Source organism: Coleofasciculus sp. FACHB-1120 (genome assembly GCF_014698845.1).
Taxonomy (GTDB): domain Bacteria; phylum Cyanobacteriota; class Cyanobacteriia; order Cyanobacteriales; family FACHB-T130; genus FACHB-T130.
This window is the reverse complement of record NZ_JACJTV010000002.1, coordinates 1-26,375: the sequence shown is the minus strand read 5'-3', so window position 1 is coordinate 26,375 and position 26,375 is coordinate 1. Positions and strand designations below refer to the sequence as shown.

Sequence of the window (26,375 nt, the reverse complement as noted above, 5' to 3'; positions counted from 1 at the left end):
CGAAACAAACTTACTTTATCTTCCTAATTTCCACTCTTCCCCGCCTGGTAATTTACTCAATTCCTCACTAATAACGTCGCGCAGTGCCTTGGCTGAATGGGAATAGGTCAAACCCAGAAGTTTATTTGCTGAGACAATTATCTCTGTTCCGTCTACCATTTCTTGCAGTTGGAATGGGGTATAACTCCCATTTAAAACTTCCACGCTTGCCGCGAACATAGCATCTTCAAAAGAGGTTTCCAGATAAGATTCCCATTCATCCCGATTAATATAGAAAGAAGTTTTATTTTCTTTAATATTCAAAGCTTGAATCTTAAGAAGCGAATCTCGAATAGAAGCTGCCCAAGAATTAGTTAAACGCTGCTCAATTTGATTTTTTATCAAGTGAACCAGCATTCTACTGAGAAAATTCTCGATATTCTGCAAGATAGCTTTTTTACTCATCCCTTCCAAATCATCCACGAGGGACAAAGCATCTTCGTATCTTCCTTCCAGAATGGAAGCTCTTAAGTCGGTGAGTTCTTGAGTCATTGTCAACTGACCTCACTTGTACATCGCAAAATTATGTTGCAGGCGGGTATAGACTAGGTTATTGACTATCGGAAGGATGCGATCGCTCTCGGCGCTTTTCTGAGAGTGATCGCATCCTTACTTCTACACAAAATCCTCCTAAGTCCGAGGAACGTCTACTCTGGTTTCAGGCGGGTTGCTACTTTGTTCAGGAATCTGTTGTTGCAGAAATGGTTTAACCCTCTCAGGTGAACTTGACCCTCGATAAGCGCCACAATAATACATACTTAGAACCGCTTTGAAAGCCCAGTGATTCGATGGCACATCGGAGAAAGGATTGGGTAAAGTATCGGCTTGGTCTTGGGCGCAGGCTTCCAAAACTGGCTCTGAAGTTGGTTGCGCTGGAGATGAGGGTGTTGTTGGGGTGATCGGTTCAGGATCTTGCGCTTTAGCCGGAGCCACAAAGCCAATGGTGGCAAGGAGTATAGCTGTTGCGATTTTGAGTTTCATGGTTTGTGAGGAACAACTGTACGGGCAATCTCTTAAAGTTGCCCCTCCTCAAAACTAACAATTACTGGCGTTACATTGGCTGTTCCAATTTGTGGATAAACCCTCATTTTTCATCCGAAGGCTTTGTGACTGAAAGCCTTTTGGCTACAGCGTTCGGCGCACGAGATCGGCTAAACGTTCGGCACTGTCAGGAACTGCTAGCGTAGCAGCTTTTTGAGCCATTTGTTGTAGCTGTTCGGGCGACTGCAATAAATTCAATACCTTACTTTCTAGTAACTGAGGCGTCAGTTCTGACTGCCGGAATACCAAACCAGCACCCGCTGAGTTAAATATTGCCCCATTGTAGACTTGATGATCTTCAGCGGCGAAGGGATAGGGAATGAGAATCGCTGGAGTTTGCGTAACCGCAAGTTCGGTTAATGTCCCAGCACCAGCACGGCTAATTGCCAGGTTCGTCCGTTGCAAAAGTGCCGCCATATTGTCATAAAACGGCATGGAAAAATACTGAGGATGCTGGAAACTTTGGGCATCAGGGTCATTATCACCCGTCAGATGGACAATCCAGGCACCAGCATTCAACCAGGCTGGGGCGCACTCGCGGACGATTTGATTAACGGCAACAGCGCCCTGAGAGCCACCGACGACTGCAATCAAGGGGACATCTTCAGGAATCGGCAACTCCAGCTTTTGGGAGGTGCGAAACTGAGCGCGAACTGGAGTGCCAGTGTAGGCGGTTCCAGCGCGGGGTAGGTAATGCGCTCCATATTCAAACCCCAGCGCCACGGTATTACACCACGGACTCAACCAGCGAGTCACTTTGCCGGGGAGGGCGTTGGATTCGTGCATAATCACGGGGATTCCAATTGACCGCGCGGCAATAATCGTCGGTGCGGCAATGTAACCCCCAGTGCTGAATACACCCTGAAAATTCTTGTCTTTAAGTAGCTGGCGTACCTGCCGGATGGAACCCGTCAGTCGCAGCAAAATGCCCAATGTCCCCAGCCCAAACCCTTGTTGAAATCCTTCCACCTCAACGGTGTTGAGGGGATATTGAGCCGGTACCAACTTAGTTTCCAGGCGATTCGGGACACCTAGCCACTCAATTTCATAGTCTGGCAGTTTCTCTGCTAGCGCGATCGCGGGAAATAAATGTCCCCCAGTACCACTCGCCGCAATTAACAATCGTTTCGGTTCATTTGCCAAAGTTTCTATCTCCTACTGGCTGTCCTGGCTCGGATAAGATTAAAAATCAGTTATAAATTAGCCAATAGAGCATCCAGGATTTCTACTCTTTAGCACGTCTGTTGCTCGACACGGTTTCCTTTATCCAATTATTCAAACACGTCTGTGATGCGTAACCAGATAACTCCGTCTATCAGCTTGTTCCAGTCTCTCATCAAGCAAAAGTCGAAAATTTTTGCCTTTATAATTCTTACGTCCCTGCTTCATCCAAACACTGTTCGGGCAGCGAGTCCAGAAACAGCACCCGCCGAGCTAAAAAATTCTCTCACGCAAATTGATGCGGCGGCCAATCGTCAGGATGTCAATACGGTGATGCAGTTCTATAGCCAGAATTTTACCCACTCTGATGGCTTAAATCGTCAGAGTCTGCAACAGGCTTTAACTCAACTCTGGAAGCGCTACCCAAATCTGAGTTATCGTACAGAACTCAAATCTTGGGAAAAGGAAGGCGATGCTCTGGTTGCGGAGACGGTGACTCAGATTACTGGCACCCAGCGAATCGATGGCAAAGATATGAAGTTTGAGTCCGCTTTGCGATCGCGTCAGCGCTTTCAAAGTCAAAAAATTGTCCAGCAGGAGATTCTGGGAGAACGCACTCAGACGACCGCAGGTGTAAAGCCTCCCACGGTGGACATGCAGTTACCGGAAGAGGTTCGTATTGGTCAATCCTATAGCCTTGATGCGGTCGTCCAAGAACCCCTAGGCGACGATTTAATGTTGGGAGCAGCAGTGGAAGAACCCGTGCGGGGCGATCGCTTTGCCAAACCCGCCCCGGTGGATCTGGAGTTACTGTCATCGGGTGGAATTTTTAAGGTAGGTCGTGCCCCCCTAACAAAAGGGAATTATTGGGTATCAACGGTTGTAATCCGCGAACAAGGCATGACAACCGTTACTCAGCGCCTGCGGGTTGTAGAAGGCGGTCGCCCTTCCAAATAGTTTTGAGTTTTGAGTTTTGAGTTTTTTACTAAATTGAAAATTCAAAACTCAATCTTCGGAATTTTTAGAAATCTTGTTTGATTTGCAAGGAAGATTTTTACAGGGCATAAAGAACGCGAATAAAAAAAGAATAGGGTTTTACGAATTACTTAGAATTGCTATAAAATTAGTTAAAACGAATGATTTCTATCAAAGACAAAATTGTTGTAATTACTGGCGCAAGTAGTGGAATTGGCGCTGCTTGTGCCAAGCTATTTGCCCAAGCGGGTGCCAAACTGATTTTAGTGGCTCGACGCCAAGAGCGGTTGCAGGAACTCGCAGATGAACTCAGAAAGGAATTTTCTTGCCAGTTGCATCTGTTAGCACTAGATGTACGCGATCGCGCTTCTGTTGAATCCGCCTTTTCTTCTCTGCCAGATGCTTGGTCGGATGTAGATATTTTAATTAACAATGCCGGTCTTAGTCGTGGGTTAAATAAACTCCACGAAGGCAATATTCAAGACTGGGAAGAAATGCTTGATACTAATATCAAAGGCTTACTTTATTGCACCCGGTTTCTAGTGCCAGGAATGGTAAAGCGGGATAAAGGTCATGTAGTGAATCTTGGCTCCATTGCCGGTCATCAAACCTATCCCGGTGGTAACGTCTACTGTGCTTCTAAAGCCGCCGTAAAATCGATTTCTGAAGGTTTAAAGCAAGACCTGTTGGGAACGCCCGTGCGAGTCACTTCAGTCGATCCAGGGCTAGTTGAAACGGAATTTAGTCAAGTGCGATTTCATGGGGATAGCGATCGCGCTCAAAAAGTTTACCAAGGTTTAACGCCTTTAACACCAGAAGATATTGCGGATGTCATATTTTTCTGCGTCACTAGACCCGCTCACGTTAATATCAGTCAAATACTTTTAGTACCCACCGACCAAGCCACTGCTACCCAAGTTCATCGACGAATTTAAAGTTAATTTCGTCTTTTTAAACGCAAAGATACACTAAGACTTATGCAAAGGTTTGCAGAGGAAAGATACGTCTTGGCGAACCTTTGCGATTTCCTCTGCGTTCTTTTGCGTTTAAACTTTTTCAGCTACACTTCCACCGTTTCTTTACTCTTCAGCGGCACGTAATAATCGCCGTTAGCATCAACTCCTACCTTTCCAATTACCTCGTCGCCGGTAATCAATCTTGCCCCACGTTTGCGAGTCCAATAGTTCCAACCCCACTGGAGCATGACGATAAGTTTATTATCAAACTCAATTAAGAAGTAGATGTGAACAAATACCCAGGTAAGCCAAGCGAGCAAACCGGAAAACTTCACATAGCCCAAATCTACTACCGCAGCATTCCGCCCGATAACAGCCATACTTCCTCGGTCAAGATACTGGAAGGGTGCCATACTGTAACCGGCAATCCGCTGTTTGATCAGGTTGGCAACATATTCCCCTTCCTGCATTGCCACGGGTGCAACACCCGGTAATGGTTTCTCATTTTGATGAGAAAAACTTGCTAAGTCACCTACCACAAAGATATTAGGATGACCTGATATACTCAGGTCAGATTCCACGACAACCCGCCCCACCCTGTCGATTGCAGCGCCAGTGCGTTCTGCCAGAACTTTTCCCATTGGTGAAGCTTTGATTCCAGCTGCCCATAAGGTTGTTCTCGCTGGAATTTGTTCGATTTTATCGCCTTGTTTTGTAGTGATAATATTCTCTGCAATATTTGTCACCAGCGTCTTTGTCTGCACAGTGACGCCTAAGCGTTGAAGAGAGGCTTCTGCTTTTGCAGATAACTCTGGTGTGTAGGGAGGTAGGATGCGATCCATCCCTTCCAGCAACAAAATTTTGGCTTCAGCGGTGTCAATGTTACGGAAATCTCGCTTGAGGGTGCTGTAAGCGAGTTCTGCGATCGCTCCCGCTAATTCTACCCCCGTCGGCCCTCCGCCAACGATAACAAAGGTTAACCAGGCACGCCGTTTTTCGGGATCGGTTTCCTTTTCTGCTGCTTCAAACGCCATAAAAATACGACGCCGCATTTCTAGCGCATCTTCAACGGTTTTCAATCCGGGTGCTACAGTTTCCCATTGGTCATTGCCAAAGTAAAAATGGCTCACACCTGTAGCAACGATTAATGTGTCGTAGATCAGTTCTTCACCAGCGAGGATAACTTTTCGCTGTTGTGGATCGAGATCCTTCACCTCTCCCATCAGCACTTTGGTATTTTTGCTTTCGCTGAGTACCGCACGCAGAGGTGATGAAATATCTGCTGGGGATAGCGTTCCAGTGGCGACTTGGTAAAGGAGTGGCTGGAACAAATGAAAGTTACGTTTATCAACCAGGGTTACATGGACAGGTGCGCCGCTCAATGCTTTGGCAGCATAAAGTCCGCCAAAGCCGCCACCGACAATCACAACATGGTGAGGAGACTGATTTTCCACTGCTTCTACCATAAAATTGACATCCTTTGTTTTATGTTGCCCGTGGCTACGGTTGAACTAACATTTCTTTACCAACTGCCGATGCTTCCGTTACAGATGTTCATATTAGCTTAGTGTGCCAGGATCGAAACAGGCGTAGCGACGGCTACAGGTAGATTGTTGTGCCTGGAAAGTCAGCCATAAGAGGTATTCAGCACACGTTTAAGCCGATGCTTGGGAATGGCGCGATAGCGAAGCGCTGACTTGTCAGTTCGCGTTGAGGATGAAAAAAGACGCGATCGCCCTTTTGACTTGCCTTGTTACTCTAAACTCGAATATTCACATTGCCTAAATTACCGATTCATTGCTTCCAGAGCGTTTTCCAAAAATTTCCCCACATCAATTTTTATCAGGACTTACGCACTTGAAGCCTGAAACCTTGATCCCCTTAAAAAGGGGGGAACTATATAGCCTCCTTTTTAAGGGGGTTCGGGGATATCAACTGCGTAAGTCCTGTTTATGAGTTTAGGAAAGGATTAATCAGCCTTTTAATCAGAACGCCATACTTTTTTTGGGGCAGAAATTTTTTGTGATGCTGTAACAGGCTGATGCGGTGCAAGACAAGGATTACAGTGTAGGTGGAGGTGTAAGTTTAATGTTTGCAATTATCACACCCGAAAAAATCCAGCTACCCCCAGGATCTGTGGTGCGGCTACCCGGTAGTTGGCAAGACTATCAAGCACTAACTCAGCAACTAGGCGATCGCTCAATACCGCGCATCAAGTATCGACCCGGAGAGATTCTGTTAATGTCACCGCTACCCCGACACGGACGAGAAGCAAATGTGATTGCTGATGTGGTCAAAGTTTTATTGGATCATTTGGGGCGGGACTACGAGGCATTTACCCCGATTACGATGGAACTTCCAGAGATTAGCGGCATTGAACCCGATTACTGCTTCTATATCGATAACTGGGCAGCAGTTGCAGGCAAAGACCGCATCAATTGGGAAATAGAGCCATCCCCCGATTTAGTCATTGAGATAGATGTAACCAGCTACACGGATGTAAACGACTACCTCCCCTATCGAGTGCCGGAAGTTTGGTTATATAAAAAGAACCAGCTTAAGATTTACAGCTTGGAAAGCGATCGCTACACTGTTGCAACCAGCAGCCGCTATTTCCCCAATATGAATGTTTTAGCACTCATCACCGAGTGTTTCCGAATTGCCTCCGAGCGCAGTACTAGCGTTGCGATTCGGGAGTTACGACAAAAATTAGCAAGCGAGAATTAAATCCGAAAAATACAGAAGATTATAATGCGATCGCAATCGGAAATCGTAGCGAGCAGATTTATTAAAATCAGTGGCTCTTGTGGTCAATCTATGGTTGGTGTCGTAGAGATACCAGGCAAGTCGAGCAACTTCCAGAAAAGCTTAACCGATACAGAACACCTGCCTCGATGCGATTTTAGACAGTATTACCTTTGAGACAAAGCTCCAAAGCACGACGAATATATGCCTCAAATGTCTCATCAGTGGGTTGAAAGACCATCGCATATAACATTGCTCCGCTCATCAGGTCGAAGACTAAATCGGGTTCTATATCTGTGTGGATTTCATTTCTAGCCTTAGCACGTTCCAGCACAGCTCCAAAGGCTTGGCGTCGCGGTTGTAGATATTTTTTCCAGTAGACCTGGGCAAAAGTCGGACTGCTAGACGCTGTACTAATAATTAGGGCAACAGTTTGACGACCTAATGGGCTGAGTACCATTTTCGCTGCATTCTCAATGAGGATATCAATATCTCCCCAGAGGCTGCCTGTGTCTAGTATCAATATTTCCTCTCTGAGGCTTTCAATCGCGTCTGCAACCAATTCTTCTTTAGAACTGTACCGCCGATAAATGGTAGTTTTGCCCACTTTAGCGCGTGTAGCGATCGCTTCGATGCTCATAGCTTGATATCCCATTTCTGCTAGCAGCTCAAGAGTTGCTTGTAGAATTGCTTGATGAGATTTTTCGCTACGTGGGCGTCCAGGCGGGCTTTTGATAGGTTTACTCATAAACCTATCTTCGCCCAAGCAACGTTCTCAAGGGCAATTTGCTGCAAGCGTTTTCAAAGAATTGTCAAATGGGGAGTTGCGTTAGATGCAATCAGTCTTGTTTCTTAATCTGCTCCCACTCCTCGCGCAATATTCCCATGCACAGCGTATCAATGTAGCTGCCGTCATACCACTCGTGACCCCGGAGACGACCTTCTTCTACAAATCCACAGGATTGATAACAGCGAATCGCGCGTTCATTCCTTGAGTTTGTCCTTAACCAAACTCGATGTAGATTCCAGTATCGAAACGCATAATTCAGCAGCAATGCGATCGCTTCACGACCGTAGCCACGTCCCCAATATTCCTTATCCCCAATTGCAATGCCTAATTCGCAGACACGCGCCACCCCCTGAAATATATCAAAACCAACTAAGCCGCACTGTCCAATGAACTTGCCATCTGCCTCGATCGCAAACCAGGTGCCATCTCGTCCACCTTTAGCGGCATTTTGATCGAACTCTGCTTGTAGCCGTTCCAGGGATTGGGGGATCGGCGGATCGCCTCCACCCGCCAATTCAACGGCTAAATCATTGTTAAACTCGCACAGTTTCGGCAGATCGTCCCGCCGTATACCCCGTAGCGTTACTCGTTCACCCTTTAACATCGCTAATTGTCCTCGATTTTAGGTACGTATTCATTCATATCAAGTCTGTCAGAAGGCGGTAATGATTCATACAAAAGAAGAAAACAAGTTGGGAGTTGGGAATAGCCTGGTGAATTTTAAAAGCTGTCGCTCTGTCTAAAATGTCCTGCCACCCTAAGGCAGCTCCTCTTGACACTCCCTATTGCAATTACGATGTCTAATCGTATCGATATTAATTGCTGTCCAGTTGTTGTGGAGCCAAGAGGAAACAATGACAACGACCAAACAAGCGCGATCGCTAGTAGGCGCTAAAAGAATCGTTCGATTTTCTAAAATTGGGATAACTATTTCTAAATAGCGATCGCACTTTCTTAGGGCGTATCTAAGTTGCAATCTTTCATAACATGGTCAAGCGCTTTTACCATCAGATCAGTAACATCCAAATCTGTACAAGCCCTACCTATATACTGATTTGCTAAACTTGAAAAACCATATTCAAAAAGCTTGGTACGTGCCCTATCTGAATCTATAGGCACTCCTAAAATTTTGCTTAAATTCGAGATAAATTCCACAAACAAGTTCACATACTCTTCAATCGCTGTTTCATTGATTCGAGGAGTTTTATCGTTAAGTGCTTTGATTCCTTCAATTAAACGAGCCGTAATAGCGTCAATCGGATAATAACGTGTCATAAGAACTCTAAGCTCATTATCAAAGAACTGCTCCATTTTAGGGAGAGATGCAAAATATTGCACGCCTAATAATGGTAGAGAGAATTTCTTTGAGTCAAATTCAGCAAACAGTGCTTGAGGAGGTTTTTTAGAACCATATGTATCTTCAGCAACATATAATATGGCATCTGGCCCACAATAGTTTTGAGCAATGATAACTGTCCTTCTGACTCGATGAAGGATAGTTAGCACACCAATGACCATCTTTAAATGAGAACACCAGTAAACCTCTACTGAGTTATGGTAAACACCTAATTTAAAGATGCTTGCCGCCTGTTCAGCTATAGAAATAATTTGCTCAACATTGACTGCAAAAAACCTCCAATCACCTTGGTCATATCGTGCAAATTGTTGAACAGGTTTAGTCAAATCACTAGAAATCCACTCTGGTAAATAGAATTTTAGGCACTTGAAAATTGTATGAGCAGATGAACGATACTGTTCCCGAAAATTCAGCCCAGCAGAAAATTTCTGAGGCTTAGCATCTAAGACATTTGGAGTTGCCTGCTTTATTAATTCCTTGAAATATTTCTGTTCCTCTACTGATGGTAATCTTCCTAGCCAACTAGCCATACCGCCTTCTTCTATCCAACGTTTGGCTTGACTTTTAGAGTTAAAAACGAAATATTTCTCAATCGTTCCATCGGGCTGAAGTTCATCTTCAATGATTGCCTTTTGAAGCTTAAGTATCGCTCCTTTATCTAAAAAATAATCTCCTCCTAAGATAATTTTTGGTACATCTTTATGACGTTCCCCTTTAAATGACCAAGCATTCATTACAGCCTCTACATAAACAGAAAAAGCTGAGTCTATTTGTCTTGAAAAGCTATTATTACACTCATTACATATCAAGTCTCCCGTTTTGTGTGAGCCACCCCAAGATGAATTAAAAATATGTTCTTTTTCTGTGGCTGGTAGCGAATCTCCACAGTAGAAGCAAGTTTTCAACTCTGATACCCGTATGGGCAATTTTTCAAAACGAGTAAACATTAAATTTACTTTAATTATCACCAAAATTATATTGTACTACATATGCACTACAATCAATGGTAACTGGTGTCTGGTTAATTGAGAATGATAGTTTGTATTTCATTGTCCACAGGGGTATCGTCAGAGTCAGGCAATTCTGCACTAGACGGCAGTTTATCCAACGGGTTGTAGTCTAGCATGGTGACTTTCTGTGGCATTCGCTGTTTGGATCTTAGCTTTGTCAGGGAGGAGTTAGCGATCGCATCATTCTTGAAAATCCGCAAGCCCTTCGCTCTATCCCCACACTACCTGCGATAGATGTTTGACGATAATCAATCAACACAACCTAAAGTCAGCCGGTTTTGTCCCGGCAAGTCTGATAATTTAATTAGGTTAAAAGAAGATAAAATGCCTTGCCGTGTCAGCCTGTCGCACCTTTAGTGCGGTTACGAGCTTAGGCAGGCTTGGTTTGTGTAGCCACAGGCTAAGGCAATGTGGGTATATCCCTAGGCAGGATTGGTGAGAGAATTATGGCACTAATAGTCCAGAAATACGGTGGCACTTCAGTTGGTTCGGTGGAACGCATTCAGGCAGTCGCTCAGCGGGTTTTAAAAACAGCCCAGATGGGCAACTCGCTGGTTGTCGTAGTTTCGGCAATGGGGAAGACGACTGATGGATTGGTGAAATTAGCCAACCAAATCTCTACAAATCCCTCTCGTCGGGAAATGGATATGCTGCTCTCGACTGGCGAGCAAGTCTCAATCGCCTTGCTGAGTATGGCATTGCAGGAATTGGGACAGCCAGCGGTGTCTCTCACCGGGGCACAGGTCGGAATTGTTACCGAAGCCGAACACACCCGCGCCCGGATTCTGCATATCCAGACACATCGGGTGGAACGTCACTTAGACGCTGGTAAGGTGGTTGTGGTGGCGGGTTTCCAAGGCATCACCAGCACCGAAGATTTGGAAATTACCACCTTGGGACGCGGCGGTTCCGATACTTCGGCGGTAGCACTGGCGGCAGCTTTACGAGCAAGCTGTTGCGAAATCTACACCGATGTGCCAGGAATTTTTACGACCGATCCCCGGTTAGTGCCAGAAGCCCAGCTGATGGGGGAGATTACCTCTGATGAGATGCTTGAGTTAGCCAGCTTAGGGGCAAAGGTGCTGCATCCTCGCGCGGTGGAAATTGCCCGGAATTATGGCGTAGAGTTGGTGGTGCGTTCTAGCTGGACGGACGATCCGGGGACTAGGGTCATTTCTCCAATGCCCAAGCCGCGATCGCTCCAAGATTTAGAAATTGCCCGTCCTGTGGATGGGGTAGAATTTGACACCGACCAAGCGAAAATAGCGCTGCTGCGGGTACCCGATCGCCCCGGCGTGGCGGCGCGGCTATTTGGTGAAATTGCCCATCAAGCCTTAGATATCGACCTAATTATCCAGTCGATTCACGAAGGCAATACGAACGATATTGCATTTACAGTTAGCAAAAACGTCATCAATCGGGCGGAAGCTGTAGCCGCAGCGATCGCGCCCGCCCTCCGCAACCAAAATAACCCGGAACAGGGAGAAGCCGAGGTGATGGTAGACAGGCAAATTGCCAAAGTTTCCATCGCGGGTGCGGGAATGATTGGGCGTCCGGGTGTGGCGGCGCAGATGTTCGCCACCCTTTCTAGTGCTGGAATCAATATTCAGATGATTTCCACCTCGGAGGTGAAAGTTAGTTGCGTCATTGATGCGGATGATTGCGATCGCGCGATCGCTCTGTTGTGTCAAACCTTTGAGGTGAACAATTCCCCTCTCCACCAAAACAGAATCATCGAAAGTAGTTTGGCAGAACAAAGCCGAATTTCTACTCAGTCCTCAGTTCTCCATCCTCAGCACTCCGCTCCCCCAGTGCGGGGTGTTGCCCTCGATTTCAATCAAGCGCGTCTCGCCATTCGTCATATCCCCGATCGTCCAGGGATGGCAGCTCAAGTGTTTGGACTCTTAGCTGAGAAAAATGTCAGCGTGGATATGATTATCCAATCCCAACGCTGTCGCGTGGTGAATGGGATCGCGACCCGCGATATTGCCTTCACCGTCGCCCAAGCAGATGCAGCAGAAGCGAAATCAGCACTCGAAAAACTCGCACCATCTTTAGGCTGCGGCGAAGTTTTGGTGGATACAGCGATCGCTAAAGTAAGTATCGTCGGTTCCGGTATGGTCGGGCAACCCGGTATCGCCGCCCAAATGTTTGAAGCGCTCTCCCAACACCAAATCAATATTCAGATGATTACAACTTCTGAAATAAAAATCAGCTGCGTTGTAGCAGAAAATCAGGGCGTCACCGCCTTACAAGCTATCCACGCCGCTTTTGGACTTGCCGGTAGCCAAAAAATTCAAGTTCCCGCTTAAAGTTCTTGCAACTTTTTCATCGCTCCCTGGAACAAGGGAGCGATGAGGGATCTCCAGCCGAAAAACTGAGCAAGCAAAAAGCCCGTTTTCTATCAGAAAACGGGCTTTTAAGGTTATTTTAAGGTTATTTTACGCTAATTGATGCCTACACCTCGATCGACTCTTTACGCAATTGCTGTTGGCTGACCAATCACGACACTGGTAATAAAGCTGCTGACAGCGGCGAGAGCGATCGCACCGATAACAGCACTCCAAATCCCTTTTTCCAAACGAAAACCAGTAATTAATCTAGCGGCTAATGTCAGTGCAATGACATTGAGGGTAAAAGAGAATAAACCCAAAGTCAGGAGCTTTGCAAAAAATCCGTAGATGCCAAACGTTAATGTATTCGGCAAGGTAAAAAATACAAAGCTAATCGCTGCATTTAAAACACCAAAAACGGCTGCCGAAATATAGCCTATTCCTGGGTTATCAATTTCAACTCCGAGTGGTAACTTGCTAATAATCAACAAACTAGCAGCTGTTACCAACCAGGTAATCAGCACATCAATTAAATCCATATTTATAAACCCCCTATCCAGAAGTTGAGGCGTGAAAAAATCTTTTGACGATCTCACATTAAACGAACAATCGCGCCTCGACCTCTGTAAATTGGCAGAATCATCTCTACCTCTTGGGAGCAGAATCAGTCCTTTGGGGAGCAGGAACAGCCGGTGTTGCGGGTATCGTACCGGGAATCGTGGGATTAATCTCTGGTTGTCCTGGAGTCACCGGCAATTGCGGCTGACCCAAATTGTATGGGTTGGCTGATGGACTGGGTGGCGCATAAGGATTATATGGTTGGATAGGAGCATTGCCGGAATAGGGAGCTAAACCGGGAGTAGGAGCCGTAGGAACCTGCGTATTAGAGCCAGCCGCCGCACCAGAACCGGGTAGAGTCGCTAAAGATACGCGATCGCCTCCCACATCTCGCAGCAAATCCAAAACCTGGATGACATCGTTGTAACTTGCAGTCCGAGAAGCATACAGCACCATCAATCCATTTGGATTTGTCGAGCGGTAATTCTGCAAAGATTGAGTCAGCTGATCTTTTGAATTAATCTGCTGTTGCTCCACGTAAATTTGACCAAAATCATCCAAACTCACCATCAACATCTCTCGCATCTGCGGAGTGCCGCTACTAGCTTTGGGCAAATCCACACTGATTGCTTGCTGACGAGTGAGTTGCAAAGCTGCCAACAGAAAGAACGTCAGGATACAGAAGATGACATCAATCAGGGGAATAATCTCAATTCGGGCGTCATCACCCGGAGTATCCAAGTTAATCTTCATAAGTTTAAACAACAGGGGAATTTAAAAAGTCATGAGTCCTTAGTCCCTAATTCTTCGCTCCTGACTAATAACCCATGACGAATGACCAATCACGAATGGCTTCTAGGATTCAGCCGTATCTGAAGTTTCTACTTTCGCCTTCAGCGGATGACGATCGATACCAAGTTTGGGCCATTCCTGCCGGTACATTAACTCCAGCTCATTTCCCGCTTTACGGAAAATTTTGACTTGGTTAAACAAAAAACCTTGAAACAGCCGATAGAAGACAAGGCTGGTAATTGCTACTATCAGCCCAGCCGCCGTACTGATCAGAGATTCGCTAATCCCTAAAGTCACTCCAGCGGTTGAAGACGTTCCGAGATCGCCGAGGCGAATCCCACTCAGGGATCTGATCAATCCCAACACGGTTCCCAACAATCCTAGTAGAGGACCGAGGGCAATCACTGCTTCTAAAATTTTGTCGCCTTGGCGCATCGAAGCTAATTCTTCGTCTGCGGCTGCCTCCAGTGCCAGCCTAAACAATTCTGGATCGGCATTAGAGAGTCGTAAGGGAGCATACAGATAACGCCCTATCGGCTGTTTTCTAGATTGGTGAGCAATCTCAGTGGCAACTTCCCAGTTGCGAGTTGCTGCTTCCAGCACGCGATTTACAGTTTCTCTTTCTTTGGTCAAGATTCTTGCCCAAAACCACAAGCGCTCAAAAATAGTGCCCAAAGACAGCAGCGATAAAGCTAGCAGAGGCCACATTACAGGCCCACCCTTCTCAATCAGTTCTGGAAAAGTCACGGTCGATTGTTTCCTCCTACACTCCCCAAGCTTTTAATTTTCTTTAACAACTTGAAGCCATTCCAATTTTAGACAAGCATTGTCATTCAGACTGAACTAAAGTACGAGGTTCTCTCGCTATTGTCGAATCTTCTAGTCAAACTTCGGGTGGATATCCACACCTACATAATGCTGGTAGATTTGTCAATATTAAAAATAGCTAGAGGATTCAATAATGAATAATTTTTCAATCCAATCAATTTACAACTGGTATCGCAACTCGATCCGTAATCCCAAGTATCGTTGGTGGGTGATTCTAGGGTCATTACTTTATCTTTTCAGCCCGATTGATATTGCCCCGGATTTCATACCCATCATCGGATGGATTGACGATGGTGTGATTTTGACGCTGCTGGTTGCTGAAGTTTCCCAAATGCTATCTCAGCGCCTCAAGTCTCGTGATGAGCAAGTGGTCTCTGAAGCGGATGTTGCAGGTGTTGGGTCAACTTCCAATTCAGACACAGTTGATGTAAAGGCTGTTTCCCTCAAGTAGTGTGCGCCACAATCATCCACAACAATATTAATAACCCCTCCCAGAGTTACAGCCGGATTCGGTGGCTGCTGCTGGTGAGGGGTTTTTGTTTGTAGTAGTCGCACCCAAAAGTCATGACTTTTGAGAGACGGATGATTTACGTCTATACAAGAGCCAGGGCGAACGAGGGGACTTGAACCCCCGAGTGGTGGAATCACAATCCACTGCCTTAACCACTTGGCTACGCTCGCCATTTCAGATTTTTAATATAGCATTCTGTTTGCCAGTTGATCCAGTCTTTCATCAATTAACCTGGAACTCAGACGGCGATCGCCGTAGTCAAAGGCTACACAAGAATGGTTTTAACATCCCATGAAGGGTTTACAGATTATTACAACGATTGCCGGAATCGCCTTAGCTGGACTGGGCGTAGCGATGGCGCTGACAAATCCCACTCAGGAAGAGTACGAAGAATTTGCCTTACAGCAACTAACGGTGTACATCAAAGACAATGTTTGTGAAAAAGCCCCAGAGAATTTCGAGAATTTTTTGAAGCGTCAATGCAGTTTATTAGTCGAGACAGGAAGCCCGCAAGTGAAGAAGCTGATTGCTGAAACGACAGAGCGGCAAAATTTTATCTTCTTTAGCATTTACCGCACTGATTTGTCGGTTAGTTCGTTCTTGCCTTCTTATCATTTTGAGTCGGTGGGAGCCTTCGACAATGTCTATATTTACCAAGCACAGAAGCAATAATTTGGTTGGCGGCGAATATTTACGTCGCGCGATCGCACATCTTAGTGCTGAGAAAGAGTGCTGAGAAACGGGTAACACCGTCAGTTGACAAGTTTATTCAGCACTATATATAGATACGCCCTAGGGTCATCTCTCCAATTGAGGATATCTTGGAGATGAAATCAACAGGGAGGGCGATCGCTGCTGCCATGATCTACTGTGTTAGCTCTGGATGTCAAAGACCCCAAAATCCTTCTGACCAAAGATTTTGCCTGTGTTGTGGGCAAGCGTTATTGCTTAAAGACCGTTATCGCCCAGTCAAACCCATTGGCAAAGGCGGTATGGGAAGAACTTTTTTGGCGGTGGATGAACATATTCCCTCCAAACCCAATTGTGTCGTCAAGCAACTCTGCTTCTCACAGGAAGATCCAACCAGTTTTAGAAAGGTCGTTTCCTTATTTCGTCAGGAAGCGTTACACCTCAATGAACTGGGGAAACATCCGCAAATCCCCACCCTATTCGCCCACTTTGAACAGCAACAGCAGCTGTATTTAGTGCAGGAGTTGATTTCCGGACACACTCTAGCGCAGGAATTGCAGCGAGGGGACATTTATAATGAAACGGAGATTTGGGGATTTTTACAGGATTTGTTGCCAGTTTTGCAATATATCCACGAACATCGGGTGATTCACCGAGATATTAAGCCAGCGAATATTATCCGCCGCACCCCCTCAACTTCCTCTTCCGTAGGAGAAAGGGAAGGTCAGTTGATCTTGATCGATTTTGGGATTGCCAAGCTATTTACAGATACGGCTTTGTTACACACTGGCACGATTATCGGTAGTCCCGATTATATGGCACCCGAACAAACGCGGGGCAAAGCCCTGCCCTCCAGCGACCTCTACAGCCTGGGCGTCACTTGTATTTACTTGCTGACTGGCGTTCCGCCTCTGAATATGTATGACATTGTGAATAACGGGTGGGCGTGGCGCAATTTTTTGCCCAAGGACAGAAAGGTCAGCGATCGCCTGGGTCAAATTTTAGATAAGCTGCTGGAAAATAACATTAAAGATCGCTACCCAGACGGTGCCTCTGCCTTGCAAGCAGTACAACAGAATTTAAAACCCAGTCCTACACCCCGGATTTCAACTCAATTTCAACGATTGGGTGGTGGTATTACTTTGAATTCCGAGGTCGGAGTTGACTATAAAAAATTGCGAGATTTACTCGCCAAAAAGAAATGGAAAGAAGCTGACGGGGAAACCTGGGCACTTATGTGTTCGGTAGTCGGCAAGTCAAGCAATAGCTATCTCTTCAACAGCGATATTCAAAAGTTTCCTTGCGAGGATTTATGGACAATTGACCAGTTATGGGTAAAGTACAGCCAGGGGCGCTTTGGCTTCAGTGTACAAAAGCAAATTTTGCAACAGGTTGGGGGAGAATATAGCAGTTTTTGCGATCGCGTTGGCTGGCCTACCCACAACCCGTATATCCCTGACTCTGGTTTGAAATTTAGCGACAAGGCACCCATCGGACACCTACCATCGCGGCGGTGGGTAGGCGGTTATGAATGGTGGCGTCATGCTAGCGCAATGGCTGGGAAACTAGAACAGTGCAGCATCGCTTAGCTTTTGCTACCCGCTCAGCTATTTTCATCCTCGGTTGAGCCATTAGAACGGTTTTCGCTAAAAGCTTAGCTCAACTTAAATTTAAATCTTGTTTTTTGTGTCCTCCTCTGGTTATAGAGAAATTCCCGAATTAAGTCTACCTGATGAGGCAGGAATAGATGTGATACCCGATCTAAAGTATGGACATATACCTTGATTTGTAAAGGTAAAACAATCGGTTTTTAAAGTTCCTTTACAAGGAAAATCGGTAAATACTCAACGATCCGGCAAATAGAGGGGAGGAATTCATTCGTGTTTTTCCATAAAAAAGAAACGATTCATACTGTTAATATCACAGAGCCTAACCCACGTTATGCCCAACTGCTGCTAGAGCAGTTTGGAGGAGCAACGGGTGAATTAACAGCTGCTTTACAGTATTGGGTGCAGTCATTCCACTGCGAAAATCCTGGGATTCGGGATATGCTCCAAGATATTGCCATCGAAGAGTTCAGCCACCTAGAAATGGTAGGCAAGCTGATTGAATCACATACCAAGAATGTCGATCAAACAGAAGCTTACCGGAGTACGCTCTTTGCTGTACGCGGCATGGGTCCACACTTTTTAGATAGCCAGGGAAGCGCTTGGACAGCCAACTATATCAATGAAGGTGGAGATGTTGTGCGCGATCTGCGGGCAGATATTGCCGCTGAAGCTGGGGCACGTCAAACCTACGAGGAGTTAATTAAAATGGCTCCCGATCAAGGTACGAAAGACACCTTGGTACATTTGCTAACTCGCGAAATTTCCCATACGAAGATGTTCATGAATGCGCTTTCTTCGCTGGGTAAATTGACCGATCCTTTCTTTGGCAATATCCAGCCGGATGAAACGGTCAATCTTTACTTTAACTTGTCTACAAATGGTAAAGATGAGCGCGGTCCTTGGAACTCGGAGCCAGATTTCAAGTATGTCGCCGATCCCGCTGCTGAAGTTAAATAGTAAGCTCTAACAGTCAGCGATAAAAATCAATTAGAACCAATAGAGTCACTGGGAGGTGTAACCCAGTGGCTCTATTCTTATGAATAAGTTATTAATAATATTAGAAATCCTTTAACCATTAGCGGTGCCCAAATGGGTAAACTACCGGGATAAATTGTCAATTGGAAACGATTGATACAGAAATTGTTGCTGGAAACGATATCAAATTGAATAAAGAAACTGCTCAAAAGCTTTTAGTTACACTCTTGCCCAAGTCATCTGCCTATCTACTGGTCTCTCACGGAAGCCGCGACCCTCGCCCCCAAGCTGCTGTAGAACAGCTGGCAACCCTGATCTCCGAGAAGGCGTGGAGGTCAGATATTGCCTGGATGCAGGCATCCCAACCCGTTCGCCGCTTGGCTGCACCGCCGATGCTAGAGACGCGAAATTTTACGTCTTTACAAGAGCCACTGGTGGGTACAGCAGTGCTAGAATTGGCAACCCAACCGTTGCACGAGCAAATCCGGCAATTTGGCGTTCGCGTAGCGTCTGCGAAGCAGAATCGCGTGGCGTCTATGCAGCAGAATCGTGCTGTTGCATCTGAGTACCAATCTGAGTACCCCTGCCTTCAGATATTACCGCTGTTTCTCCTGGCGGGAGTTCATGTAATGGAGGATATCCCAGAGGAAGTCGCGATCGCTCAAGCAGCGTTTGGCTCTCAATTAAAAATTGACATTCGTCCTCACTTAGGCAGTCACCTTGGCTTGAGCCGTCTGTTAGCCAGTCAATTCGCTTCGATAACCGCAGACGCTCGGATTCTCTTAGCTCACGGAAGCCGCCGTGCTGGGGGAAATCAGTCAGTAGAGACCATTGCACGGACTTTGGACGCGGTGCCAGCTTACTGGTCGGTGCCACCCAGTCTAGAGGACAGGGTGAAAGCGTTGGTGGAGGCGGGCAAGGAAAAAATCGCTATCCTGCCTTATTTTCTATTTGCTGGGGGAATTACGGATGCGATCGCTCAAACAGTTGAGCGATTATCCCAGCAGTTTCCATCGGCAAAACTCCAGATGGCTGAATCAATCGGCGCTAGCGCGGAATTAGCGGATTTAATTTGGGATTTGAGAAGTCAATGAACCTCACACTTACAGAGAACACACAGGTAAACAGGAGAACGTGTTTGGGTAAAGTATATCTAGTGGGTGCAGGGCCGGGAGATCCTGGTTTGTTAACCCTCAAAGGGAAAGGGCTGTTGGAGTGTGCCGATGTCGTAGTTTACGACGCTCTGGTCAGTCCCCAAATTTTGGCAATGATTAATCCCCAAGCCGAAAAAATTGACGCGGGAAAGCGGATGGGGCGTCATTCCCTGTTGCAGGAAGACACGACTCAACTGTTAATTGAAAAAGCCCAAACTGCGGCAATCGTGGTGCGCCTCAAAGGTGGCGATCCCTTTGTGTTTGGTCGGGGCGGTGAGGAGATGGAAGACTTAGTGAATGCAGGAGTGCCAGTGGAAGTCGTACCGGGGGTAACATCTGGGATTGCCGCTCCTGCTTATGCCGGAATCCCTTTAACTCACCGTGCTTATAGCTCCTCGGTGACATTTGTTACTGGACACGAATCCGTCGGCAAGTATCGACCCGCAGTGAACTGGCAAGCGATCGCCCACGGTTCGGAAACGATTGTCATCTACATGGGCGTTCACAACTTACCCTACATTACAGAACAACTTCAGACAGCAGGCTTAAGCCCAGAGACGCCGGTAGCATTGGTGCGCTGGGGAACTCGACCGGAACAAGAAGAACTGATCGGCACCTTGAACACGATTGTGGCGCAAGTCGAGGCGACTGAATTTGGGGCACCCGCGATCGCGATTATTGGCGCAGTTGTGAATATGCACCAGATTCTGTCAGGCTGTCGTCCACTCAGCTTGAAGATTGAGGGCTGAGGACTGTAGGACTGAGGACTGACCCCTCAGTCCTAATTTAGGAGCGTCGGATATTAAAGCAGCACCACTCTTGACGCCGCCAGAGGGTGGCAACAATCCAATCGTGTTGCTCTAAAGTATCGGCAATGGGTTTCGCTTGTTCCAGCAGAACGCCGCTAATAATCCCCCAAGTGCTAGGTTTAGCCATTTGTGTCATCTGCGGGATCAAGTCGATAATTACTTCCGCCAGAATATTGCAAAGAATGCCATCGACCGGCTCATGTAATAGTTGCATCAAGCGATCGATACTGCCTTGCTCCACAATCAACTGATCGGGGCTAATTTTGTTGAGTTCTCGGTTGCTGTGAGTCGCTCGCACCGCCATCGGATCGATATCTGCGGCATAAACCTTGTCGGCACCTAACAGCATTGCGGCAATAGAGAGAATTCCAGAACCACAGCCAATATCTGCCACGACGATATCAGGGGTACCCATACCCAATCGCATTTCCAATGCTTCCAGACACAGCTGAGTGGTCTGATGGGTTCCAGTGCCAAAAGCGGCTCCGGGATCGAGGCGGAGGGTAAGCCGTTCCGACTGCGCTGGAGGGGGCAACCAGGCGGGATAGATTAATAAGCGATCGCCAACTTCTTGAGGTTGCCAGTATTGCTTCCAGCTACTCGCCCAATCCTCCTCATCAATTAAATGCCAATCCATCACCGGCATCGGCATTCCCACATTCAGCGCATCTTGGCGCAGCCATAGAGACAGCGCCGCCAAATCCAATAACTGTGCTTGGAGTGTTGATAAGTAACCACATACCAGGTACGAGTGTCCTTTGACCTCAATGGATGTACCGCGACAGCCAAATTTTTCCAGTCGCCAGAAGATTAAATCTTCTAAAGCTGGGTCGCAGAGAACTTGAATTTCCCACCAGGTGTTTGCCATACATCAGGACTGAGGACTGAGGGCGGAGGGCTGAGGACTGAATCCTCATTCCTCCGTCATCAGCACTTATAAAGTTACCGTATAGGCATCTCGAATGCCGGGAATCTTGAGAATTTCCGCCAAAATTCCCTCAGGTAGGGGATCGTCTAGGCTCAACACCATCACTGCATCGCCGCGCACGATTTTACGACCCACCTGCATACTGGCAATATTGACATTAAAGCTGCCCAATAGGGAACCAATATTCCCGATAATTCCGGGCATATCGCGGTGCAGGGTAAACAGCATATTAGAGGTGGGGGGGACGTTGATGGGAAAATCATCAATGCTGGTGATCCGAATTTCGTTATCGCCCAACAGAGCGCCAGTAACCGAGTGTTCTCCTAACGAACCCCGAGCCGCCAGTTGCAGCGAACCCGAATAATCTCGAATCGAGGCATCCCGCGTTTCAATCACGCGAATTCCCCGCTCCTTTGCCTCAATACTGGCATTCACGTAGTTCACTCGCTCTCTCAGCGCTTGAGAGAGCAGCCCTTTCAGTGCTGCTACGATGAGGGGCTGACTTTGATTGGTTGCCAATTCTCCCTGCAAGCTGATATTCAACAACTCAATGCGTCCTCCAGCCAGTTGCCCAACCAAATGACCCAGCGTTTCCGCCAAGAGGAGATAAGGTCTGAGTTTTTCCAATACGTCAGGACGCAGTCCAGGAATATTCACGGCTGAACGCGCTGGTAGCCCCAGCAGAACGTCCCGAATCTGCTCGGCAACATCGATTGCGACATTTACCTGCGCTTCTGCTGTAGAGGCTCCCAAGTGGGGAGTGAGGATGAGATTTTTCCCCAGCGATCGCAAGTCTGACTCGCCGAGTGGTTCTGTCTCGAAAACGTCCAACGCCGCCCCAGCAATTTTGCCAGCTTTCAATGCCTCCGCCAAGGCTGTCTCATCAATAATGCCGCCACGGGCACAATTGATAATTCGAGTCGTGGGTTTCATTTTAGCGATCGCTTCGGCGTTAATCAGGTGAGTCGTTTCTGGAGTTTTGGGGATGTGCAGGGTAATGTAGTCTGATTCCTGAAATAGCAAATCCAGTTCAACCAGACGACAACCCAGTTCATCTGCCCGTTCTACCGAGATGAAGGGATCGTAAGCCAGCAGTTTCATCCCCATCGCTTTCCCAACGCTGGCGACATGAGAACCAATTTTCCCCAAACCGACAACACCCAGCGTTTTCTTGTAAACTTCAGCCCCGATAAAACTCTTGCGATCCCACTGACTGCTTTTCACCGACTGATTGGCTTCGGGGATATAACGGGAGAGCGATAGCATCATTGCCAAAGCGTGTTCTGCCGCTGCAATGGTGTTCCCTTCGGGGGAATTGACGACGACAATACCTTGTCGGGTGGCGGCTGGAACATCGACATTATCGACGCCAACTCCAGCACGACCAATGATTTTTAGCTGGGTTCCAGCTTCAATAATCTCTTTGGTGACTTGGGTTCCAGAACGAATCATCAGAGCGTCATACTCTGGCATAATTCGCACCAGTTCTTCTGGAGAAAGACCTGTTTTAATGTCAACTTGAGCAACCTGGGAGAGGATGTCTATTCCAACTTGGTCTATGGGATCGGAAACAAGAACCTTGGACATGATCGGCAGGTGAGTCTAAATAAAAATTCCATTACGACACGCACGCACGACTTCTAAAAGGTCAAAACCGCAAGTCGCGCGTTGCGCTGCATACACTTCGCCAGGATAGCTCCCTTGCATTACGCGATCGCGTGCCGGTAAAACCTTGGGAGCAAGCTTGCTTGATGGGAGTTGGCTTAGGCATCGCGTCTAATCACTCGCCACCACGAACAACACAGGCAGAAGGTCATTTTAACTGTATCAGGTGTCTTTGTACGGCTGGTTGGCTGAAAGTTTTTAACTTTCATTCGCGTAGGCGAAGTGCTTCTTGCCGATGGCGGAAGGAAACAAAACACAGCCGAGGCGTCAGCATCGCGCTTCGCACACGTGCATCCTAATTACGGTAGAAGATTTGCTGTCCCTGCACTGCTAGGCTTTAACTAAGGCTATCTCAGCATTTAACGAATCGTATGAATTATCTCGTTGCCGTCCTGCCCGACCGCATCCAGGCAGAAGCCGCCTACTCCGCTTTAGAGAAAGAAGGCTTACCGATGAATAAAGTTAGTATCCTGGGCAGAGGATACAAAAGCGCTGATGAATTTGGCTTAATTGACCCCAATGAGCAAGCGAAAAAGCAATCAAAGCTGATGGCTTATTGGCTCATCCCCTTTGGATTTTTCGCTGGAATCGCTTTCAACATCACCACGGGTTTAGACACCTTTGCCTGGGCAGGACCAATTGGCAATTACCTGATTGCTGGACTTTTAGGGGCTGCCTCTGGTGCAATGGGTAGCGTGTTTGCGGGGGGTGGGGTAGGCTTGGCGCTGGGAAGTGGTGACGCCTTGCCTTACCGAAATCGCCTTAATGCGGGAAAGTATCTGATTGTCGTGAAAGCTTCCGAAACAATCACTCGCCAAGCGACTCGGATTCTCCGTCAGTTTGAACCCGAAAATATCCAAGGCTACGTTGACTCAGAGGGAGTCTAGAAAATAAGTCCCGTCCAACCTTTCCATCTGGCTGGGGCTTCCATCCACGGACAGAGGAAGTAATAAACACAACATTGTTACTTTAACTACCAGCCTGAGCGCAAGCCACTGGGAGTTGGTATCGATGCAAATATTGCTAACTTGTTTGGGAGTTGCGCTCGTCGTCTCAATCGTAGTTGATGTGCTTTGGACAACGATCGCCGTCGGCGGTGGTGGTGGGCCGATTACATCTAGAGTGTCCAACTGCTTGTGGAAATTGCTCCTCCATCGACATCGCTCCTCTCCCTCTCATCAGATGCTTTCCGTTGCAGGCTATAGCACCATTGGCATTTCTACGCTGCTGTGGATTTTGGCTACTTGGGCAGGATGGGTCTTAATTTTTAGCACGAGCGATCGCTCGTTGATTTCTGCGGATACAAAGCAGCCTGCCGACATCTGGGAGAGAATTTACTTCACAGGTTACACGTTAGTAACGCTCGGTCTCGGAGACTACCAGCCCCAAGGAAAAATCTGGCAATTAGCAACAGCCACAGCAGCCGCGAATGGGTTTTTCCTAATTACTTTGTCGATTACCTATCTGCTTTCTGTGGTATCAGCTGGGACTCAAAAGCGACAGCTAGCAACCTACATTTCGTCTCTTGGCTATACTCCCACCGAAATCGTCACCAAAGCTTGGAACGGTAAAGATTTTGGAATGCTGTCTCAGCACTTGGTAGCGATCGCACCCATGCTAGCCTTATACGGGCAAAGTCATTTCGCTTATCCAGTACTTCATTACTTTCATAGCACTAGGCGGGAGACGGCAGCGGAAGTTAACATGGCTGTCTTGGACGAGGCGCTGACCTTGCTTGAATTTGGCATCAAGCCGGAACATCGACCCGATTCGGTGGCGCTGTACCCAGTGAGACAAACCCTGTCAGTCTTTCTAGAAACCCTGACTTCTGCTTACATTAAGCCAGCCTCAGACGTGCCACCCCTGGCAGTGCTAGATGAGTTACGAGCGTATGGGATTCCCACTGTCAGCGATGAAGCCTTTGCATCAGAAGTCAGCAACTTGACGAAACGACGACGTTTGCTCCTCGCCTTAGTGAGAAATGATGGGTGGTCGTGGAAAGAGGTCGGGAATCGGTTTGGGTAAATGGGAATGATTCAGTTTAGCCAAGCGAGAGGAGCCGCTAGGAGCGGCATACGCGAAAGCGATCGCACTTATCGCACTGTCCGTCAGGTTTCGCTCCCAACGATAGAATCAAGAAAGGTTCACCTCAATCTAGCGTCTGCTGTATGTTGCCAAGGGAAGAACTCCTCAAAGGAGTTGAAAATCGAGAGACTGTAGCTCGTGTTATCGATCTAGCGGATCAAGCGATTAAAACGTGGGAAGTGGTCTTTACAGATTTTCTGTCTCCCCCAGAACTGGCTGAAATCCAGCAAGCGTTTAATCGGTTAACAGAAGTCCAACTGGTTGCTTGGGGAGGTTATCCGCAAGCTGAACGACAGCGGATTGCGATCGCGCGTGCAGAATTGCCCCTCGATGCCTCACAAGTTTCGATTGCTGCTATCGATATTGCCGGTAATTTCTTGTTCGACCAAGCTACCCACCGAGACTTCCTCGGCGCAATGTTGGGGTGTGGGATCGTCCGCGAAAAGACTGGCGACGTGATTGTGTTGGGAGAGCAAGGAGCGCAGGCGATTGTTGTTCCAGAAATGGTGGAATTTTTGGGAATGCATCTCAATCAGGTGCGTTCTGTCCCAGTAAAAACTCGGCAAATTGAATTAAGCGAGTTAAAAATTCGGGAACCGAAAAAGAAAGAATTGACAACGGTGGAAGCTTCATTGAGGCTGGATGCGATCGCTTCCGCTGGCTTTGGGATGTCTCGCAGCAAAATGGTTGATTTTATTGACGGCGGTGATGTGCGATTGAATTGGAAAGAAGTCACTCAGCCAAGTCATCTTCTAAAGTCTGGAGACTTAATTGCGATTCGCGGCAAAGGACGGTTAGAGGTTGGGGAAATTGCTGTTACTAAAAAAGAACGTTACCGCGTGCAGCTAACAAGATTTATGTAAAAACTTCAATCTTGAATCTTCAATAACAAGAATTATATTTGCGATAGGCAAGATATTAGTTGAACGAAGAGTGTTCTACTGGTGAGATGCTATCGGTTCAGATGCCCAACTTCTCTAACGGCACTTAAACGAAAATCAACAAGCAATAAAGGTATAATTCAGGTATATCAGACATTTCACATTAAAGCTTGATTGATGAAAGAGACAACTCCCGCCGCCATGCCTCCTTGCTTCGATAGATGGTGTAAACGCTTTGATGATCTCTTTTCACATCAAGCCCAAAAAAGGGAGTTTAGGAACTATATTGGGGGATTATTAGGGGAAAGTGAACGAAAAAATCTGTCTCAAATTGCGAATAACGCTGTCGGAGTGACTTATCACCGATTACATCATTTTTTGACGGAAGCGCCTTGGTCATCGCAAGAGGTAAACGAGCGGCGATTGCTGGTGATGAATCAGTGCAGCCAAACCCGAATAAGTAGAGGATTCACGTTAATCGT

General features: G+C 47.0%; 27 protein-coding genes, 1 tRNA gene and 1 pseudogene. 14 read left to right on the top strand and 15 right to left on the bottom strand.

The window, feature by feature from the left end; genetic code table 11:
- Positions 1 to 15: 15 nt before the first annotated feature.
- From H6H02_RS02355 to murG, 3 genes are all read right to left on the bottom strand, one after another.
- On the bottom strand, positions 16 to 531 hold the full coding sequence (locus H6H02_RS02355) for a DUF29 family protein (protein WP_190814309.1): 516 nt from the start codon (positions 529 to 531) through the stop codon (positions 16 to 18).
- A 138-nt stretch (positions 532 to 669) separates the two neighbouring features.
- The gene (locus H6H02_RS02350; RefSeq protein WP_190814307.1) at positions 670 to 1,020 is read right to left on the bottom strand and encodes an S-layer protein; all 351 of its coding nucleotides are present in this window, start codon (positions 1,018 to 1,020) and stop codon (positions 670 to 672) included.
- Between the two features lie 144 nt (positions 1,021 to 1,164).
- The gene (murG, locus tag H6H02_RS02345; protein ID WP_190814305.1) at positions 1,165 to 2,223 is read right to left on the bottom strand and encodes an undecaprenyldiphospho-muramoylpentapeptide beta-N-acetylglucosaminyltransferase; all 1,059 of its coding nucleotides are present in this window, start codon (positions 2,221 to 2,223) and stop codon (positions 1,165 to 1,167) included.
- A 147-nt stretch (positions 2,224 to 2,370) separates the two neighbouring features.
- Here murG and H6H02_RS02340 point away from each other — a divergent pair, with 147 nt between their 5' ends.
- On the top strand, positions 2,371 to 3,198 hold the full coding sequence (locus tag H6H02_RS02340; protein WP_190814303.1) for a nuclear transport factor 2 family protein: 828 nt from the start codon (positions 2,371 to 2,373) through the stop codon (positions 3,196 to 3,198).
- 179 nt (positions 3,199 to 3,377) lie between these two features.
- Positions 3,378 to 4,151, top strand: a complete 774-nt coding sequence (locus tag H6H02_RS02335) for an SDR family oxidoreductase (RefSeq protein WP_190814301.1) — start codon at positions 3,378 to 3,380, stop codon at positions 4,149 to 4,151.
- Between the two features lie 125 nt (positions 4,152 to 4,276).
- Here the strand turns inward: H6H02_RS02335 and H6H02_RS02330 are convergent, their stop codons facing one another.
- The gene (locus H6H02_RS02330) at positions 4,277 to 5,638 is read right to left on the bottom strand and encodes an NAD(P)/FAD-dependent oxidoreductase (RefSeq protein ID WP_190814299.1); all 1,362 of its coding nucleotides are present in this window, start codon (positions 5,636 to 5,638) and stop codon (positions 4,277 to 4,279) included.
- Between the two features lie 622 nt (positions 5,639 to 6,260).
- Here H6H02_RS02330 and H6H02_RS02325 point away from each other — a divergent pair.
- Entirely contained in the window at positions 6,261 to 6,899 is a 639-nt protein-coding gene (locus H6H02_RS02325) for a Uma2 family endonuclease (RefSeq protein ID WP_190814297.1), read from the top strand.
- Between the two features lie 175 nt (positions 6,900 to 7,074).
- Here the strand turns inward: H6H02_RS02325 and H6H02_RS02320 are convergent, their stop codons facing one another.
- The 4 genes and pseudogenes from H6H02_RS02320 to H6H02_RS27835 all read right to left on the bottom strand — a co-directional run.
- A complete protein-coding gene (locus tag H6H02_RS02320) occupies positions 7,075 to 7,665 on the bottom strand; it encodes a TetR/AcrR family transcriptional regulator (protein WP_190814294.1) in 591 nt (196 codons plus the stop codon).
- 91 nt (positions 7,666 to 7,756) lie between these two features.
- Positions 7,757 to 8,311: a GNAT family protein gene (locus H6H02_RS02315; RefSeq protein WP_190814291.1), complete on the bottom strand. Its 555-nt coding sequence runs from the start codon at positions 8,309 to 8,311 to the stop codon at positions 7,757 to 7,759.
- 350 nt (positions 8,312 to 8,661) lie between these two features.
- Positions 8,662 to 10,011 carry an HNH endonuclease gene (locus H6H02_RS02310; RefSeq protein ID WP_190814289.1) on the bottom strand — a complete coding sequence of 450 codons (1,350 nt, stop codon included), beginning with the start codon at positions 10,009 to 10,011 and terminating at the stop codon, positions 8,662 to 8,664.
- 77 nt (positions 10,012 to 10,088) lie between these two features.
- A pseudogene (locus H6H02_RS27835) lies at positions 10,089 to 10,190 on the bottom strand (Uma2 family endonuclease); the annotation flags it as partial.
- A gap of 330 nt (positions 10,191 to 10,520) precedes the next feature.
- Here H6H02_RS27835 and H6H02_RS02300 point away from each other — a divergent pair.
- Positions 10,521 to 12,386, top strand: a complete 1,866-nt coding sequence (locus H6H02_RS02300) for an aspartate kinase (RefSeq protein ID WP_190814285.1) — start codon at positions 10,521 to 10,523, stop codon at positions 12,384 to 12,386.
- A 164-nt stretch (positions 12,387 to 12,550) separates the two neighbouring features.
- On the opposite strand, the gene H6H02_RS02295 is transcribed toward H6H02_RS02300, so the two are convergent.
- From H6H02_RS02295 to H6H02_RS02285, 3 genes are all read right to left on the bottom strand, one after another.
- Positions 12,551 to 12,946, bottom strand: a complete 396-nt coding sequence (locus tag H6H02_RS02295) for a phage holin family protein (RefSeq protein ID WP_190814281.1) — start codon at positions 12,944 to 12,946, stop codon at positions 12,551 to 12,553.
- A gap of 106 nt (positions 12,947 to 13,052) precedes the next feature.
- A complete protein-coding gene (locus H6H02_RS02290; protein ID WP_190814279.1) occupies positions 13,053 to 13,718 on the bottom strand; it encodes a biopolymer transporter ExbD in 666 nt (221 codons plus the stop codon).
- 102 nt (positions 13,719 to 13,820) lie between these two features.
- Positions 13,821 to 14,504, bottom strand: a complete 684-nt coding sequence (locus H6H02_RS02285) for a MotA/TolQ/ExbB proton channel family protein (protein ID WP_190814277.1) — start codon at positions 14,502 to 14,504, stop codon at positions 13,821 to 13,823.
- Between the two features lie 214 nt (positions 14,505 to 14,718).
- Between H6H02_RS02285 and H6H02_RS02280 the strand changes: the two genes are divergently transcribed.
- Complete coding sequence (locus H6H02_RS02280) at positions 14,719 to 15,036, top strand: YkvA family protein (protein ID WP_190814275.1); 318 nt, start codon at positions 14,719 to 14,721, stop codon at positions 15,034 to 15,036.
- Between the two features lie 157 nt (positions 15,037 to 15,193).
- On the opposite strand, the gene H6H02_RS02275 is transcribed toward H6H02_RS02280, so the two are convergent.
- A tRNA-His gene (locus H6H02_RS02275) sits at positions 15,194 to 15,266 on the bottom strand.
- A gap of 121 nt (positions 15,267 to 15,387) precedes the next feature.
- Here H6H02_RS02275 and H6H02_RS02270 point away from each other — a divergent pair.
- The 5 genes from H6H02_RS02270 to cobA all read left to right on the top strand — a co-directional run bounded on the left by H6H02_RS02270 (position 15,388) and on the right by cobA (position 20,274).
- On the top strand, positions 15,388 to 15,768 hold the full coding sequence (locus H6H02_RS02270) for a DUF4359 domain-containing protein (protein ID WP_190814273.1): 381 nt from the start codon (positions 15,388 to 15,390) through the stop codon (positions 15,766 to 15,768).
- Positions 15,769 to 15,923: 155 nt separating this feature from the next.
- On the top strand, positions 15,924 to 17,375 hold the full coding sequence (locus H6H02_RS02265) for a serine/threonine-protein kinase (protein ID WP_347342559.1): 1,452 nt from the start codon (positions 15,924 to 15,926) through the stop codon (positions 17,373 to 17,375).
- Between the two features lie 291 nt (positions 17,376 to 17,666).
- Entirely contained in the window at positions 17,667 to 18,353 is a 687-nt protein-coding gene (locus tag H6H02_RS02260) for a manganese catalase family protein (RefSeq protein WP_190814271.1), read from the top strand.
- A 245-nt stretch (positions 18,354 to 18,598) separates the two neighbouring features.
- Positions 18,599 to 19,465 carry a sirohydrochlorin chelatase gene (locus H6H02_RS02255; protein WP_190814818.1) on the top strand — a complete coding sequence of 289 codons (867 nt, stop codon included), beginning with the start codon at positions 18,599 to 18,601 and terminating at the stop codon, positions 19,463 to 19,465.
- Positions 19,462 to 20,274 carry a uroporphyrinogen-III C-methyltransferase gene (gene cobA, locus H6H02_RS02250; RefSeq protein WP_190814268.1) on the top strand — a complete coding sequence of 271 codons (813 nt, stop codon included), beginning with the start codon at positions 19,462 to 19,464 and terminating at the stop codon, positions 20,272 to 20,274. Before H6H02_RS02255 ends, cobA begins: the two co-directional genes overlap by 4 nt.
- Positions 20,275 to 20,311: 37 nt before the next feature.
- On the opposite strand, the gene prmA is transcribed toward cobA, so the two are convergent.
- The 3 genes from prmA to H6H02_RS27500 all read right to left on the bottom strand — a co-directional run bounded on the left by prmA (position 20,312) and on the right by H6H02_RS27500 (position 23,033).
- The gene (prmA, locus tag H6H02_RS02245; RefSeq protein WP_190814266.1) at positions 20,312 to 21,202 is read right to left on the bottom strand and encodes a 50S ribosomal protein L11 methyltransferase; all 891 of its coding nucleotides are present in this window, start codon (positions 21,200 to 21,202) and stop codon (positions 20,312 to 20,314) included.
- Positions 21,203 to 21,268: 66 nt separating this feature from the next.
- Positions 21,269 to 22,849 carry a phosphoglycerate dehydrogenase gene (serA, locus tag H6H02_RS02240; RefSeq protein ID WP_190814264.1) on the bottom strand — a complete coding sequence of 527 codons (1,581 nt, stop codon included), beginning with the start codon at positions 22,847 to 22,849 and terminating at the stop codon, positions 21,269 to 21,271.
- 61 nt (positions 22,850 to 22,910) lie between these two features.
- Positions 22,911 to 23,033, bottom strand: a complete 123-nt coding sequence (locus H6H02_RS27500; protein ID WP_277922504.1) for a hypothetical protein — start codon at positions 23,031 to 23,033, stop codon at positions 22,911 to 22,913.
- Between the two features lie 265 nt (positions 23,034 to 23,298).
- On the opposite strand from H6H02_RS27500, the gene H6H02_RS02235 reads away from it, so the two are divergent.
- The 4 genes from H6H02_RS02235 to H6H02_RS02220 form a co-directional block, all read left to right on the top strand.
- Positions 23,299 to 23,814: a hypothetical protein gene (locus H6H02_RS02235; protein ID WP_190814262.1), complete on the top strand. Its 516-nt coding sequence runs from the start codon at positions 23,299 to 23,301 to the stop codon at positions 23,812 to 23,814.
- 124 nt (positions 23,815 to 23,938) lie between these two features.
- On the top strand, positions 23,939 to 24,952 hold the full coding sequence (locus H6H02_RS02230) for an ion channel (protein ID WP_190814260.1): 1,014 nt from the start codon (positions 23,939 to 23,941) through the stop codon (positions 24,950 to 24,952).
- 143 nt (positions 24,953 to 25,095) lie between these two features.
- Positions 25,096 to 25,875 (top strand): photosystem II S4 domain protein, encoded by a 780-nt coding sequence (locus H6H02_RS02225; RefSeq protein WP_190814258.1) that lies wholly within the window; start codon positions 25,096 to 25,098, stop codon positions 25,873 to 25,875.
- 195 nt (positions 25,876 to 26,070) lie between these two features.
- Positions 26,071 to 26,375 (top strand): transposase (locus tag H6H02_RS02220; protein WP_190814256.1); only part of this gene is annotated, 305 nt, incomplete at its 3' end.

What these genes read in the sequence shown, in the direction of transcription:
- H6H02_RS02355 (WP_190814309.1), bottom strand. Translation starts at nt 531, where the DNA reads ATGACTCAAGAACTCACCGACTTAAGAGCTTCCATTCTGGAAGGAAGA.
- H6H02_RS02350 (WP_190814307.1), bottom strand. Translation starts at nt 1,020, where the DNA reads ATGAAACTCAAAATCGCAACAGCTATACTCCTTGCCACCATTGGCTTT.
- H6H02_RS02340 (WP_190814303.1), top strand. Translation starts at nt 2,371, where the DNA reads ATGCGTAACCAGATAACTCCGTCTATCAGCTTGTTCCAGTCTCTCATC.
- H6H02_RS02335 (WP_190814301.1), top strand. Translation starts at nt 3,378, where the DNA reads ATGATTTCTATCAAAGACAAAATTGTTGTAATTACTGGCGCAAGTAGT.
- H6H02_RS02330 (WP_190814299.1), bottom strand. Translation starts at nt 5,638, where the DNA reads ATGGTAGAAGCAGTGGAAAATCAGTCTCCTCACCATGTTGTGATTGTC.
- H6H02_RS02325 (WP_190814297.1), top strand. Translation starts at nt 6,261, where the DNA reads ATGTTTGCAATTATCACACCCGAAAAAATCCAGCTACCCCCAGGATCT.
- H6H02_RS02320 (WP_190814294.1), bottom strand. Translation starts at nt 7,665, where the DNA reads ATGAGTAAACCTATCAAAAGCCCGCCTGGACGCCCACGTAGCGAAAAA.
- H6H02_RS02315 (WP_190814291.1), bottom strand. Translation starts at nt 8,311, where the DNA reads ATGTTAAAGGGTGAACGAGTAACGCTACGGGGTATACGGCGGGACGAT.
- H6H02_RS02310 (WP_190814289.1), bottom strand. Translation starts at nt 10,011, where the DNA reads ATGTTTACTCGTTTTGAAAAATTGCCCATACGGGTATCAGAGTTGAAA.
- H6H02_RS02300 (WP_190814285.1), top strand. Translation starts at nt 10,521, where the DNA reads ATGGCACTAATAGTCCAGAAATACGGTGGCACTTCAGTTGGTTCGGTG.
- H6H02_RS02295 (WP_190814281.1), bottom strand. Translation starts at nt 12,946, where the DNA reads ATGGATTTAATTGATGTGCTGATTACCTGGTTGGTAACAGCTGCTAGT.
- H6H02_RS02290 (WP_190814279.1), bottom strand. Translation starts at nt 13,718, where the DNA reads ATGAAGATTAACTTGGATACTCCGGGTGATGACGCCCGAATTGAGATT.
- H6H02_RS02280 (WP_190814275.1), top strand. Translation starts at nt 14,719, where the DNA reads ATGAATAATTTTTCAATCCAATCAATTTACAACTGGTATCGCAACTCG.
- H6H02_RS02270 (WP_190814273.1), top strand. Translation starts at nt 15,388, where the DNA reads ATGAAGGGTTTACAGATTATTACAACGATTGCCGGAATCGCCTTAGCT.
- H6H02_RS02265 (WP_347342559.1), top strand. Translation starts at nt 15,924, where the DNA reads ATGAAATCAACAGGGAGGGCGATCGCTGCTGCCATGATCTACTGTGTT.
- cobA (WP_190814268.1), top strand. Translation starts at nt 19,462, where the DNA reads ATGAACCTCACACTTACAGAGAACACACAGGTAAACAGGAGAACGTGT.
- prmA (WP_190814266.1), bottom strand. Translation starts at nt 21,202, where the DNA reads ATGGCAAACACCTGGTGGGAAATTCAAGTTCTCTGCGACCCAGCTTTA.
- serA (WP_190814264.1), bottom strand. Translation starts at nt 22,849, where the DNA reads ATGTCCAAGGTTCTTGTTTCCGATCCCATAGACCAAGTTGGAATAGAC.
- H6H02_RS27500 (WP_277922504.1), bottom strand. Translation starts at nt 23,033, where the DNA reads ATGCCTAAGCCAACTCCCATCAAGCAAGCTTGCTCCCAAGGTTTTACC.
- H6H02_RS02235 (WP_190814262.1), top strand. Translation starts at nt 23,299, where the DNA reads ATGAATTATCTCGTTGCCGTCCTGCCCGACCGCATCCAGGCAGAAGCC.
- H6H02_RS02230 (WP_190814260.1), top strand. Translation starts at nt 23,939, where the DNA reads ATGCAAATATTGCTAACTTGTTTGGGAGTTGCGCTCGTCGTCTCAATC.
- H6H02_RS02225 (WP_190814258.1), top strand. Translation starts at nt 25,096, where the DNA reads ATGTTGCCAAGGGAAGAACTCCTCAAAGGAGTTGAAAATCGAGAGACT.